Source organism: Nitrosomonas aestuarii (genome assembly GCF_003046585.1).
In the GTDB taxonomy this organism is placed as follows: domain Bacteria; phylum Pseudomonadota; class Gammaproteobacteria; order Burkholderiales; family Nitrosomonadaceae; genus Nitrosomonas; species Nitrosomonas aestuarii.
In genome coordinates this window covers 38,709-52,257 of record NZ_QAAE01000003.1, presented here as the reverse complement: position 1 = coordinate 52,257, position 13,549 = coordinate 38,709, and the positions used below count along the sequence as shown (strand labels likewise).

The following is a 13,549-nucleotide window of genomic DNA, read 5'->3' as shown; positions in this document are numbered from 1 at the left end:
CCAATGAATCCACAATACTCCCCCAATCAAAATCAACCCAGCCTGCTGGCAATTGCTTCAATTGCGGGCGGACTGGTGTGGTGGGCGCTGCAACTGGATGCGCCGCTGGCCGGTGGCCATGTGGATTGGTTTTCGGCGTTTGTTTATTTCATGGCTGGATTGTTTTGTCTGCACACAGCTATTCGCTTGCTGGAAAATATCTCGCACTTCATTGACTTTTTGGCCAGCCGCAAACCATCAGGCCAGCACGGCAGCGCCGCATGGGCAAAAATCAAAGAATACAAAGACGCACTAAGCAGAAGCAAACGCGGCCCATTCTGGGGCCGCGCTTTGGACGGCTCCCGGCCCGCTCTTTTCTTTGATTATGCTTCCAATGCGATGACCATCGCGCCAGCCGGATCGGGTAAAGGTATTTTTACCGTTGTGACCAATATCATGAGTATTTTGCACAGTAAGGTGATCGCTGATTTTAAGGGCGAGTTGGTGTGCATGTGCAAGGCTGCATTGGAAAAACGCGGTGAGATTGTGCGCGTTCTTAATCCCGGCAATTTATGGCAGAACATTATCGGCCAAAGTGATTCATACAATCCACTGGATATTATTGCTGACGATCTAACGCGCCCCAGTGGATTACGGGATGTGATGGATGATTTGCGGGAAATGTGCGCACAAATCCTGCCGGAACCCGGTGATAAAGAAACGGATAATTCCTACTTTCGTGAAGGGAGTAGGCGGCTCATCACCGATGCGATTTTTTTTGAAGTCATGGTGGATTTATTCGATGCCACGCTCTCATCTGTCGCGCTGTTAATCGAAAACCGCACCCGCCTTGAAGACATGGCGCGATGGGTGGCCGGAGTTGATCTTGAGGGCAAAGCGCACCCGGAAGGCCCGTTTCCGATAGAACGCACCGAATGGGCGCAAGGACACGATCCGCAAGATTTGGCCGAGTTTGCGGGATTAGTCAGAGCCAGAGCAAAAAATCTCATTGCGCTTATGTCTGGCGGGGATAACCGCACATTTGATAGTTTCATCACGGGATCGCAAATTGCCTTGGCCCCATTCGCATTTGGCAGGCTAGCACCGGCCATGGGCCGCTCAACTTTTAGGATGAGCGATTTAAAAGAGGGGAAACGGCCAACCACGCTATTTATTGTGGCCGATGCCAGCCGGATGGAAGCCTATAAGTCCTTTGTTGGTCTGATGCAGTGGTGCTGTATGACGGCTGTGAAACGCCATGATAATAAAGAGCGGCCTGTGCATTATATTTTGGATGAGGCCACCAATTACAAAGTAAACGGCCTTGAAAATTTACTCACATGGGGCCGGTCGTATGGACTGCGCCTGCATCTGATCTTTCAGGATTTGGCTGCGTTTGAGCGCACTTACGGCAAAACCGCACTGGATACCTTGTTGAGTGAAACTGAGATTAAACAATTCCTACCCGGTCAGCGCTCGCCTAAAACACTGGAACTCATCTCCAAACAAATGCTGGGGGATCAAACCATGATGGCCATTGGCACCAGCCGATCCAATGAGCAACCCGGATTAAGTGAGAATTTAAGCGAAGCAGGCCGCCCGCTCGCCACGCCCGATGAGATCAGACGATTACTTGCAGGGATTTTATTCGTGCGCCAGCACCTCCCGATTTTGTTTGAACCGGTTTCATACGCCGAAATCCAGCCGTGGCGCGCGCAGGTTGGGATCAATCCGTTCCACGGCAAGCCCTTCAAGAAGAAAGTGAAGATCAGATTATAGGAGAACGAACCCATGAAAACCTATTCCCCCAGAAAATTCCGCCCGCTGCTATGGGCCTCAACGCTGCTGCGCGGCATCGTTTATCTGCTGCGCCACTGGTTTTTGATTTTGATCGCAGCGCTGATTATTTTTCCCACGGGGCCGCATGTGCTGGTTTGGTACAGCTACACCAATTACGGCGCATATAAAAGCATGAATGAATGCGTTTATCTGGGCGGCGGCGGGCTGGTTGAAATCAATGACGGCGATAACTGCCCGGTGATTGTGATTTTTGACCGGCGGGCTATGCATTAACCCTTGAGAAATGATTGTGCACGGATACCCGGCCCGCCTGCAACCGGGTGGTTGTTAAAAACATGCAGGAATTTTTTATAAGGAAATAACCATGAATGATGACAATGCAAATACGGGCCGCAAACCCGATCAGATCGCTTATTCGGTAAAAGATACGCCAGACGGAAAAGGATACTGGAACCGGGTCGGCGCAGTATGGAATCATAAGGACGGGCGCGGCAGCGATCTTATTTTAGAAAGTATGCCGATAGATGGGCGCATAACCTTACGCGAACAACGTGATCAACGGATGCAGGATTATCAGGAGGAACGCGATACGCGCCAGCCGGTAAATAAAGGCCAAGCGCCAGATTATGGCCCGCAACGATAACAGGAATGTTTCCCCGCGAACAACAAGTTTTGCGGGGAAACGCCCGGAACTGGCCGGAGATATGCCTGATAGCTTTCGCGCAGCGCCGCCCAACCGACGGGAGTTTGACCATGCGCGTGACCGCTATATCAGTTTGCAGCTTAAAGCCATGGAGCAAACCGAAGCGCAGCGGCGCGGCGAAAGTGAACGCAGTGGCCGCGGCTCTGAAATGGTGAAGCTGAACAAGCCGTTCCCAGAATTGCGTCCTAAACATGAGCAAGCCCCCATCCGTCAAGCCTTTAACCGCGCATGGCTGCGTGAGCAACGCGAGGCGCGTTTGGCTGAATTAGAGCGCCAGCGTGAGCGCGAACAACACAATGCCATTCAGCAGCAAGCGATTGAACAATCCGCAAAAGGCATGGAAAGAGAATGGGCCAGAAAGGCCAAAGAGCAGCATGCACCGCAGCGCTAGCTCGGATTGACAATTTTTTTACAAAGAAAAATGAAAAGGTTTTTCCCAATAAAACGCGGCGGATGATGCATTTTTTAATTGCCCGCCGGTGAAAAATATGTTCTCTGTTTGTTCACTTTTATTGCGTTTTTGAACAAAGAAGAGGACACCAAAACGAACCCATAACACCACAAGGCAAGGCCTTGGATAAAGGAGGATGTGAAATGCACGATAAAACTATAAATGCCAATATAACAAAGGATAGCGCTGCACCATTAAAACTAGAGCCAGATGCTTACCGGCATCATCTTGATGAGTTTGACCTGACACAAGACCAGCAAAATGAATTGCTGTCTTCACTCTGGGCAATCATGAGCACAATGGTCGACATCGGCTGGGGCGTTGATACCGTGCAGATTTTATTGCCTGATATTTACGCAGAAGTTGCACCGGATTCTGAAAAGTTGCTAGAGTCTCAAGATGCGCCCGAATTTGATCAGGCTGCCGACACTCACAAAAAAGGTCAAAAAAATGACGAATGACACACCCACAAAAGCGCTGATTTATTGCCGCGTATCCGATACCAAGCAAAAGATTGAAGGCAGCGGGCTGGAAAGCCAGGAATTTCGTTGCCGTCAATATTCGGCAGAAAAATTCTATGTGGTCGACAAAGTATTTCATGACGATGTTTCAGGCGGGGGTGACTTTGCTAAGCGCCCCGGCATGATTGCGCTATTATCTTATCTTGAGAAAAACCAGAAGACCGGTTATGTCGTGATCTTCGATGATCTCAAACGCCTTGCCCGCGATACGATGTTTCACTGGCAGTTGCGTCACGCCATGGCGAATTTTGGAGCGCGTCTGGAATGTTTGAACTATAAATTTGACGATAGCCCGGAAGGTGAATTTGTAGAAACGCTGTTTGCCGCGCAAGGCCAGCTAGAGCGCAAACAAATCGGGCGGCAAACACGGCAAAAAACGCAAGCCCGGCTGGAAGCGGGTTATTACGCTTTTGTTGCCCCTGTTGGGTATCATTACCGTAAAACAAAGGGGAATGGCAAAATGATCTTTGTGGATGAAGCTGTCGCCCCGGTTCTCCGCGAAGCCATGGAAGGTTTTGCATCGGGACGGTTTCAGACGAAACGCGAAGTACAATATTTTTTGGAAAGCTGCCCGGAATTCCCCAAAACGGCCAGCGGCAAACTTGGTAATGAGCGCGTTGATAAAATACTCAGCAATCCACTGTATGCCGGATATGTTGAACATAAACCATGGGGCGTGTCCTTACGCAAAGGCCAGCATGAAGGCGTTATCAGCTATGAAACCTTCCTGACAATTCAAGAGCGTTTAAAAGGACGCGCATATGTTCCGGCGCGTAAGGATTTAAATCAGGACTTTCCTTTGCGCGGCAGCGTAGCCTGTGAGTGCGGCAATGCTCTGACAGCCGCATGGTCAAAAAGCAGAACGGGCAAGCTCCATGCTTATTATCTGTGCCAGAACCGCAAATGCGAATATAAGGGCAAATCAATCCGGCGTGATGTATTGGAAGGGGAGTTTGAGGCTCTGTTAAAAAAGCTCACGCCAACACGGAACCTTATGGCCGCTGCTACAGATATGTTTAAGACATTGTGGAACCACCGCGAGGCCACACAGCACACGAGGCGCAAAACACTGGAGCAGGAAGGCCATAACAACCGGCGCAAGATCGATCAACTCTTAGACCGGATTGTCGATGCGGATTCACCGCTGGTCGCCAAAGCGCTCGAAAAACGGATTGAGGATTTGCAAAGCCGCCAGCTCGTAATCGAGGAAAAAACAGGCCGCTGCGGCAATCCGATCAGGTCATATGACGAGATGTATCGAACCGCCCTGCAATTTTTGGCGCAACCGCATAAAATGTGGGCCTTTGGGCGGTTTGAGGATAAACGCGCGGTGCTAAAACTCACCTTCACAGACCGCCTAACCTATGTCCGAAATGAAGGGTATCGAACCCCTGATTTATCATTACCTTTCAAGATGTTAGGTAATGGTTTGGGGCAAAAAGTAAAAATGGTGGCCAAGGGCGGAATCGAACCACCGACACAAGGATTTTCAGTCCTCTGCTCTACCAACTGAGCTACTTGGCCATTTTAGAAATTGAAGACAATTTGATGGCGCGCCCGGCAGGATTCGAACCCACGACCCCTTGGTTCGTAGCCAAGTACTCTATCCAACTGAGCTACGGGCGCTTGGTGCAATCTGTTATGTCCAGACTGCATCTCACAGTCGGGTGGATTATAGCAGATTGAAGCAGGTAGCGGGCTACGAACTTTTTATTTATTTTTATGATCGGATGCCATGAAACAAACCGAACCGCTCTAGTCACCGCGAACCGATGCTATCAGTCTGATCGTTTGTTTTGCTACTGATAATTGTCTCAATTTTATTTGCGGGGGCGATAATGGTTTATTTGGCGTGTCTTGTCAAGGAAAAATTCCGGATTCACTTAAAAATTCGATTGAATTGCCGTCTATAACCTGAATTTAACTTTCTTCAGGCTCCGGATCTTCTTTTAAAGGTATGCCGTCAGCATTTTGCTCAAAAACATCCGATGTATTTCCAATACTTCCCTTTATCTTCGGGGTTGTACAGACGACATCTGCATTTTGCGCACGGTGACGCAGCGCATGATCGATTAGTACCAAAGCAAGCATGGCCTCCACAATCGGTGTTGCACGAATGCCTACGCATGGGTCGTGCCGGCCATGCGTCTCCACAATAACAGGATCACCGTTTTTATTGATGGAGCGACGTCCCAAACGGATGCTTGATGTCGGCTTGATCGCTACATTGACTGCAATCGGTTGGCCACTGGTAATGCCCCCCAATATACCACCCGCGTTATTGCTAAGAAATCCTTCCGGCGTCATTTCATCAGAATGCTCAGTTCCTTTCTGGGTAACACTTGCAAATCCCGCCCCAATTTCAACGCCTTTAGCTGCATTAATACTCATCATGGCATAGGCTATAGCAGCATCTAGGCGGTCATAAACGGGCTCTCCCCATCCAACCGGCATATTATCTGCTACAACACTGATTTTTGCGCCGACCGAATCACCGGATTTTCGTAACTGATCCATGAAGGCTTCCAGTTGCGCCACATAGCTGCCGTCGGCTACAAAAAAAGGGTTCTGGTCGACATCTTCCCATTGTTTGAAAGGTATTTCTATCGGCCCTAGTTGCGACATATAACCTCGTATGACAATGCCAAATTTTTCGAGAAGCCACTTCTTGGCGATTGCACCGGCGGCAACCCGCACGGCCGTCTCGCGGGCTGACGACCGCCCTCCTCCACGGTAATCACGGATACCGTATTTCTGCCAATAAGTATAGTCGGCATGGCCCGGGCGGAAAGAATCCATGATTTTGCTGTAATCCTTACTGCGCTGATCTTCATTACGAATCAGCAAACCAATCGAGGTGCCCGTGGTTTCACCTTCAAACACACCCGACAGAATTTCAACGGTATCGGATTCACGCCGCTGCGTAACATGGCGTGAGGTGCCGGGCTTGCGTCTATCCAGCTCATGTTGTATATCCTTCACACTAAGTACCAGGCCAGGCGGACAGCCATCGACAACACAGCCGATTGCCGGACCATGTGATTCACCAAAAGATGTGACGCTAAAAAGTTTGCCAAATGAATTACCAGACATTCCGGGAGTATTCCTATACGTGTTTTCTAAGCGTTTATAAAATCTGCACATCACATATAAACACATTTAATGCACATGTTAACTTGAGGTAATTCAAGCAAATGATGCTTTAATCATGTTATATAACGAGTAAAATGCAGCAGAATAATCAATTCGCTATTATAAACGCATTAAAACAGGATAATAACGTTAAAGTCTCGCAACACAGACTTATCGAAGCTAAATATCAAACCGTGAAAGACAGGTAGATCTTTACACCCTGCTTTAAAAAAATATACGGACTAACAGGAGACTGAATGAGTACATCACAAATAAAGGAATTTTTGATTAATTTACAAGACAGCATAGTTGCCGCATTGGAACAGGTTGACGGTAAAAGTTTTCGGCGTGATCAATGGGATCGTCCGGGCGGCGGCGGGGGAGCAAGTGCGGTGATTGAAGAAGGTAACGTACTGGAACGCGGCGGCGTTAATTTTTCTCATGTCTACGGCAATGGACTTCCTCCATCTGCAACAGCGGCACGCCCGGAGTTATCAGGCCGGTCATTCGAAGCTATGGGCGTCTCACTGGTTTTACATCCACGTAATCCCTATGCGCCTACAGTTCACATGAATATACGCTACTTCGAAGCACGCAAAGAAAATGCTGATCCTGTCTGGTGGTTTGGCGGTGGCATGGACTTAACACCTTATTATGGTTATGAGGAAGACGCAGTGCATTTTCATCAAGTGTGTAAAGACACCCTGCAGCCTTTTGGAGATGACTGCTATCCACGTCTCAAAAAATGGTGCGATGAATATTTTTTTTTAAAACATCGTAACGAGCCGCGCGGCATCGGCGGTGTATTTTTTGACGACTGGAACCGACCGGATTTTCAATCCTGCTTTCATTTGACCAAAAACGTAGGCAACAATTTTCTGACAGCATATCGCCCGATTCTGGAAAAACGTAAGGACACCCCTTATGGTGAACGTGAGCGTGATTTTCAAGCCTATCGACGAGGACGCTATGTTGAATTTAATCTGGTCTGGGACAGGGGCACACTTTTTGGGTTACAAACCGGTGGTCGTACGGAATCGATTCTGATGTCACTGCCGCCGATTGTCAAATGGCGCTACGACTGGAAGCCCCAGGCTGGAAGCGTGGAAAACAAGCTCTACACTGACTTTTTAATCGGAAAAAACTGGGTATAGACTGCAACCAGTAATCAACAGCAAATGCTATTTTGCCAATACGGGTTACAATGTCAAATGCTGCTGCACTTGTCTTGCCGATCAAACAATCACGGCAACCTCAATCTGCCGGGCTTTGTAACGTTTTAATCTTGTAGTATCTCATCCAACGTAGAAAATCTTAATGAGGAAATCTTTCGATGTTCATACCCAGATTGATTACTACATCACAGCTTCTCTTCTTATTTTTTGTAAATATATCGCTGGTGTCAGCCGAACCTCGACTAGGCACATGGACTCAAGGCGCACCTGCACCGACCAAACGCACTGAAATAGCTGCAACGGCCCTTGATGGCAAAATATACGCAATAGGCGGCTTTAGCAAACCAAGTATTTCAAACATACTTGATTTTGCTATAAGCCGCGATGTTGAGGTTTATGATCCGGCAACAGACAACTGGTCCGTAACAACACCGCTGCCTGAAGGGAGACACCATGCCGGTATCGCTACCCTCGATGGTTTTTTATATATCATTGGCGGATTCGCCAAATCAGGACTGACTATATGGCATGCAGTCAATACCGTTTATCAATATAATCCCGCAACACAAGCATGGCGTGAACGTGCGCCAATGCCGACATCCCGTGGCGCACTGGGAATAGCATCTTATCAGGGACGACTATATGCCATCGGCGGTTATGATGGCGAACAAAATTCAGGCGCAACTGAAATTTATGATCCCCAAACGGATAGCTGGTCGACGGGTGCGCCATTGCTGGCACCTCGTGATCATCTGGCAGTCGCCACCGTTGGTTCCAGAATCTACGCAATTGGTGGCCGTTCTAATCTGAAATACCGTCAAAATACAAGTATGGTAGAAGCGTATGATCCCACAACCAACCAATGGCAAACCGTAGCGAATCTGCCTACTGCCCGCAGCGGCATCAGTGCTGGAACAATCAATGAACAAATCTATGTACTCGGTGGAGAATCTGAAGAAGGCACGTTCGACAATAATGAAAAATACTATCCCGACGAAGACCGCTGGATGACGATGACACCCATGCCAACGGCACGTCATGGCTTAGGGGTCGCTGTCGTCAACGAACGTCTTTACGCAATTGGCGGCGGTCCGACGCCTGGCGCGTCATTTAGCCGAATCAATGAAATCTTCTTCATTCCACAGCCGCAAAATGATTAGATGTGACGTATCTATTATAAAATTCACATTCATTTCAAAATATATAATAATCAAAACCGTGGTGATTGATGGTGAGTAGCCATAGTCTATGGTCCCTATATACGTAAATATACTTATGTTCTTCTTTTCTGCTTTGTGTTATAACTAAATACAATGTATTTGCAAAGCCATATCTCCTGACCAGTATAGGGAGGACAACAAATGCAAGTACATGTATTACGGGCTATCTTTGTAATGTAATTTCATTACTAATTCGCAAAAAAGGAAGGAGATTATTATGAAGCAGGTATCAACTACATTTGCAATTGGAATCTTAGCACTTTTCCTCAGCAGCCAGGCTTTGGCATCCGACGCAGGGCATACGTCTGAAACAATGGAACATGCAGGACAAGCACTCGCCCATGGTGAAGACGGTCATGCGAGCGAACTGGTAAAACATGCTGAAAAAAGCCTGCACCATGCCAAGGCAGCTGAAAAAGCACATGCCGATGCGCATAAACATATGACCGAGGCAATTAAACATATAGAAGAATCTATCAAACATGGCAAAATGGGACACGCAGATGAAGGCGCGAAGCATATGAAGGAAGCGATGCAGCATATTCGCGAATCAGCCCATTAATTTAACCCTTAATTTAAAAACCCTCAGTTACCTGAGGGTTTTTTAAACTCTGATTGATTCAAATTCAGGTGATTACTGCGCTGTCATAACATGACGTATTTTCTGGATGGCTTTGGCTTCAATTTGGCGGACACGCTCAGCTGAAACGCCTAATTCATCAGCCAGCTCGTGTAATGTCGCAGTGTCTTCTTCCCGCAGCCAGCGCGCTTCAATAATATGACGGCTGCGTTCATCCAGACTGGCAAGTGATTGCTGTAAACCTTCGCCGCGCAACGCCCTGTCCTGCTCCGCCTCTAATACTTGCGAAGGATCCGATCCATCTGTCAGATATGCAATCGGACTATAATGCTCGTTTTCCTCCTCTGATAAAGGTTCAAGAGAAATATCATTTCCACTAAAACGCTTTTCCATTTCAACTACTTCTTCGGGCTTAACATTCAATTGCTCAGCAATGATATCCACTTCCTGTGGACTCATGGTTTCCAGCCCTTTTTTCATACTGCGCAGGTTAAAAAACAGTTTGCGTTGCTGTTTAGTGGTTGCGATTTTAACCAAGCGCCAGTTACGCATTATAAACTCATGAATTTCAGCCTTAATCCAGTGCACTGCAAACGATACCAGCCTTACGCCGCGTTCAGGATCAAAACGTTTAACGGCCTTCATTAAACCCACGTTACCTTCTTGAATCAAATCTGCTTGCGGCAGGCCGTAGCCTTTATAACCGCGTGCAATCGTCACCACAAAACGCAAGTGGGACAATATCAGCTGCTGCGCTGCTTTAATATCGCCTTGATCCCGTAAGCGCCTTGCCAGTTTATCCTCTTCTTCCTGAGATAATATAGGGAAAGAATTAGCTGACTGGATATAGCTCTCGAGACTTCCTCCAACAGCAGGTATCGTTAAAGCATTCGTCATAATATTCTCCTCCGTTTCTCTTTTAAATGACCATTATTATACTTATTTTAGCACTCTCAGCGTTAGAGTGCGAATCCAATGAGTAAGTTCAACGTTATGTCAAATCGTTTGCGCCTGTTCGATACTCACCTACAAAATTGTATAACGACTATTTTGGCTCTATCTGCCATAAATGACTCGCTACGGATATGCGCGCACCCAGCCACCCCAGCCATGTTGCAAAAAGCAACAAACTGATACTGTCAGCGTTAGAAAGGTGTTTCAAATGTAAATCCATAGAATAAAGACTTGCCAGCGCTCTAAGCTCATCGTTCATCATTTGCAATGCCAGCGCAATAATCAGCCAGGCCGTAACACCACTGGCCAGGCCTTGTATGGCTCCAAAGTATAGAAAAGGGCGCCGGATAAAACTATCCGTTGCACCGATCAGTTTGGACACCTCAATTTCATCCTGTTTGGTTAAAATCTGCAAGCGGATGGTATTAAACATCACCGCAACAATAGCAACACTTAATAAAGCAAACAGCAACAAAGCAATGACGCGGCCAAAAGTCAATAAGGCATTCAGCCGCTTTGTCCAGGCTGAATCAAATTGTACGTATTCAACTTCCGGCCATGCCTGCATGGTTTCTCGCAACTGATCAAATACTTCAACGTTTGTATCCCGCATATCAACGGTAAATGCATCAGGCAATGGATTATGCGTCATACTACGCATAACATCGCTTAGTCCACTGTTTTGTTGTATTTGGCGCAAAGCTTTATCTTTAGAAACAAATTCAAAACGTAAAACCTGTTCGTTTGCTTCCAGAAGCTGTCTAACTTTATCGATATCAAGCTGATTTGAATTTTGTTTTAGAAAAAGACTCATTTGTGGCGTGGTGCCAGTTTGTCCGGAAAATGCATGCAGATTTTCCATCAGCGTATAAATTCCTGCTGGCAGACTGAAGGCAATCCCCATCACCAGAATACTAAGCAAACTTGTAACAGGCGCAGACATAAGCCGTTTAAGCGACTGGAACAAAACAAACAAGTGCTGACCAAACCAGGCTTTTATCATGCCGCCAGTTTTCCTTGCTGCAATGATAAGATGCGATGCCGCGTATCCTCCAATAAAGCTACATCATGCGTAGCTATCAATACGGTCACACCTACCTGATGGAAAGCATAAAACATCGCCATGATATCCCGCGCATACGCTATATCAAGATTCCCGGTTGGTTCATCGGCAATCAAGATTGATGGCCGATGCACAACAGCACGGGCTATACATAGCCGCTGTCTTTCCCCGCCCGAAAGTGTAATGGGCATGACTTTTTCCTTTTTTAATAAACCCACTTTATCAAGTGCGGCCCGAACCCGGCTGGCGACAACTCTGTTATCAAAGCCACTGATCTGTAACGGCAACAATACGTTGTCAAAAACATTTCGATCAAACAACAATTTATGGTCTTGGAAAACGAAACCGATTTTACGGCGCAAAAAAGGCACAATACCTGGCTTAAGCTGAGCAATATTTTGTCCGCTGATTGAAATACTGCCTGCAGTCGGGCGTTCTATTGCGGCGATTAACTTCAGCAATGTACTTTTGCCCGCACCCGAATGCCCGGTCACATAAACCATCTCACCCGCAGCTATATTCAGATCAATATTATTCAACGCAAAGTATCCATCCGGAAAACGCTTACTGACATGCTTGAATTGAATCATTGAGTGTCCACCCACTGGATATAAAAATACTTAACGGAAGATTCAAGTGTGAGACAAGACAAAACCGTAAAAAAGCGATGAAAACAGAATGACAACAGTTTCATACGTATTTTAAGGCATTGTTAATAATAGATATTGTCAACGCTCTTGATTTTTAGCAATACATCAATCAAACATGGCATCAACAAATTCTTCGGCATTAAATGGCCGCAAGTCATCCACGCCTTCACCTACACCGATAAAGCGCAACGCGGGCGGATTTTGTGGATACTGACCACAGATTGCAGCAACTACGCCACCCTTTGCCGTACCATCGAGTTTGGTTAAAATCAATCCTGACACATTCAGTGCTTCATCAAAAGCCTGCACCTGTGTCACCGCGTTCTGTCCGGTATTGGCATCCAGCACCAGCAATACCTCGTGCGGCGCATTAGACATGGCTTTGGCAATCACACGTTTGACTTTTTTAATTTCTTCCATCAGGTGTAATTGGGTCGTTAAACGTCCTGCTGTATCCGCCAGAACAATATCAATTTCACGCGCTTTGGCCGCATTGATCGCATCAAAAATAACGGCAGCCGGATCACTCTTTTTATCTCCGCTACTGTCCGGTGCAATTACAGTGACATTGTTACGCTCTCCCCAGGCTATCAGCTGTTCACGTGCAGCGGCACGGAAAGTATCCCCGGCAGCGAGCAAAACGGATTTACCCTGGGACTGAAAATATTTGGCCAGCTTGCCGATTGATGTTGTTTTGCCAACTCCATTGACGCCGGTAATCATAATAACAAAAGGTTTATCTGCCGTAGTATCCAGTGATTTTTCAAGCGGCCTGAGCATATCAACAAGTGATCGCTTAAGCGCCGACTTTAAGTCCGCAGCATCTGTCAGTCCGTTCTTTTTTACCTGTTTACGCAGATCCTCAAGTAATTGATGAGTTGCACTAACGCCTGTATCTGCCGTAAGCAAAATAGTTTCAAGTTCCTCATAAAGCGCTTCATCAATTTTTCCACCGCCGCTAAACAATCCGGATAACTGTTTACCCAGATTTTGGCGCGTACGTGAAAGCCCAAGTCGGATTTTGTTTGCAAAACTGAGTGACTGGGTTTCTTCTATTGTATCGGGACCGGAATCAGGTTGCGATTCTGTGCCAGACATGTCTCCAGTTGCAGACTGAGCCTCGGGTGTCCGTTGCGCATCTGCTGTTGTTTTATTTGTCGTTTCCGTTTTATTCTGCGTTTCTTCAGTTGTTTCGGGTTGCTCCAGTTGCTCTGGTTGTTTCTTTTTGGATTTAAAAAAATTAAACATTCTGGTAGGCTCTATCCTGGTTGCTTTAAGATTTCACAATCTTTAATTTTATTCTGTTTAGTCACTCTTAGGT

At 46.8% G+C, this 13,549-nt stretch carries 13 protein-coding genes, 2 tRNA genes and 1 pseudogene; 9 read left to right on the top strand and 7 right to left on the bottom strand.

Going from position 1 to position 13,549, the window contains the following annotated elements; genetic code table 11:
• Nucleotides 1-3 precede the first annotated feature (3 nt).
• From C8R11_RS03415 to C8R11_RS17110, 6 genes and pseudogenes are all read left to right on the top strand, one after another.
• Complete coding sequence (locus tag C8R11_RS03415) at nucleotides 4-1,758, top strand: type IV secretory system conjugative DNA transfer family protein (RefSeq protein ID WP_107794488.1); 1,755 nt, start codon at nucleotides 4-6, stop codon at nucleotides 1,756-1,758.
• A 12-nt stretch (nucleotides 1,759-1,770) separates the two neighbouring features.
• On the top strand, nucleotides 1,771-2,052 hold the full coding sequence (locus C8R11_RS03410; RefSeq protein ID WP_107794487.1) for a hypothetical protein: 282 nt from the start codon (nucleotides 1,771-1,773) through the stop codon (nucleotides 2,050-2,052).
• 91 nt (nucleotides 2,053-2,143) lie between these two features.
• Nucleotides 2,144-2,422, top strand: coding sequence for a hypothetical protein (locus C8R11_RS03405; protein ID WP_219908532.1), 279 nt, complete (start codon nucleotides 2,144-2,146; stop codon nucleotides 2,420-2,422).
• Nucleotides 2,406-2,873: a hypothetical protein gene (locus C8R11_RS03400; RefSeq protein WP_107794486.1), complete on the top strand. Its 468-nt coding sequence runs from the start codon at nucleotides 2,406-2,408 to the stop codon at nucleotides 2,871-2,873. Before C8R11_RS03405 ends, C8R11_RS03400 begins: the two co-directional genes overlap by 17 nt.
• A 203-nt stretch (nucleotides 2,874-3,076) precedes the next feature.
• Nucleotides 3,077-3,394, top strand: a complete 318-nt coding sequence (locus C8R11_RS03395; RefSeq protein WP_107794485.1) for a hypothetical protein — start codon at nucleotides 3,077-3,079, stop codon at nucleotides 3,392-3,394.
• A pseudogene (locus C8R11_RS17110) lies at nucleotides 3,333-4,151 on the top strand (recombinase family protein); the annotation flags it as partial. The gene C8R11_RS03395 and the pseudogene C8R11_RS17110, both read left to right, overlap by 62 nt.
• Before the next feature lie 751 nt (nucleotides 4,152-4,902).
• Here the strand turns inward: C8R11_RS17110 and C8R11_RS03385 are convergent.
• The 3 genes from C8R11_RS03385 to aroC form a co-directional block, all read right to left on the bottom strand.
• Nucleotides 4,903-4,978 (bottom strand) — tRNA-Phe (locus tag C8R11_RS03385).
• A gap of 25 nt (nucleotides 4,979-5,003) precedes the next feature.
• Nucleotides 5,004-5,080: transfer RNA gene (locus C8R11_RS03380), tRNA-Arg, on the bottom strand.
• A 294-nt stretch (nucleotides 5,081-5,374) separates the two neighbouring features.
• Nucleotides 5,375-6,547, bottom strand: a complete 1,173-nt coding sequence (gene aroC / locus C8R11_RS03375; protein WP_107794484.1) for a chorismate synthase — start codon at nucleotides 6,545-6,547, stop codon at nucleotides 5,375-5,377.
• A gap of 296 nt (nucleotides 6,548-6,843) precedes the next feature.
• On the opposite strand from aroC, the gene hemF reads away from it, so the two are divergent.
• The 3 genes from hemF to smbP all read left to right on the top strand — a co-directional run bounded on the left by hemF (nucleotide 6,844) and on the right by smbP (nucleotide 9,543).
• A complete protein-coding gene (gene hemF, locus C8R11_RS03370) occupies nucleotides 6,844-7,740 on the top strand; it encodes an oxygen-dependent coproporphyrinogen oxidase (RefSeq protein ID WP_107794483.1) in 897 nt (298 codons plus the stop codon).
• Between the two features lie 179 nt (nucleotides 7,741-7,919).
• The gene (locus tag C8R11_RS03365) at nucleotides 7,920-8,921 is read left to right on the top strand and encodes a Kelch repeat-containing protein (protein WP_107794482.1); all 1,002 of its coding nucleotides are present in this window, start codon (nucleotides 7,920-7,922) and stop codon (nucleotides 8,919-8,921) included.
• Between the two features lie 277 nt (nucleotides 8,922-9,198).
• Nucleotides 9,199-9,543: a small metal-binding protein SmbP gene (gene smbP / locus C8R11_RS03360; protein ID WP_107794481.1), complete on the top strand. Its 345-nt coding sequence runs from the start codon at nucleotides 9,199-9,201 to the stop codon at nucleotides 9,541-9,543.
• 72 nt (nucleotides 9,544-9,615) lie between these two features.
• Here smbP and rpoH read toward each other — a convergent pair whose 3' ends face one another.
• From rpoH to ftsY, 4 genes are all read right to left on the bottom strand, one after another.
• Entirely contained in the window at nucleotides 9,616-10,458 is an 843-nt protein-coding gene (gene rpoH / locus C8R11_RS03355) for an RNA polymerase sigma factor RpoH (protein WP_107794480.1), read from the bottom strand.
• 148 nt (nucleotides 10,459-10,606) lie between these two features.
• Complete coding sequence (ftsX, locus tag C8R11_RS03350) at nucleotides 10,607-11,518, bottom strand: permease-like cell division protein FtsX (protein WP_107794479.1); 912 nt, start codon at nucleotides 11,516-11,518, stop codon at nucleotides 10,607-10,609.
• The gene (gene ftsE, locus C8R11_RS03345) at nucleotides 11,515-12,168 is read right to left on the bottom strand and encodes a cell division ATP-binding protein FtsE (protein WP_090699211.1); all 654 of its coding nucleotides are present in this window, start codon (nucleotides 12,166-12,168) and stop codon (nucleotides 11,515-11,517) included. The genes ftsX and ftsE overlap by 4 nt, the downstream gene beginning before the upstream one ends.
• Nucleotides 12,169-12,333: 165 nt before the next feature.
• Nucleotides 12,334-13,476: a signal recognition particle-docking protein FtsY gene (gene ftsY / locus C8R11_RS03340; RefSeq protein WP_107794478.1), complete on the bottom strand. Its 1,143-nt coding sequence runs from the start codon at nucleotides 13,474-13,476 to the stop codon at nucleotides 12,334-12,336.
• Between the last annotated feature and the right edge of the window lie 73 nt (nucleotides 13,477-13,549).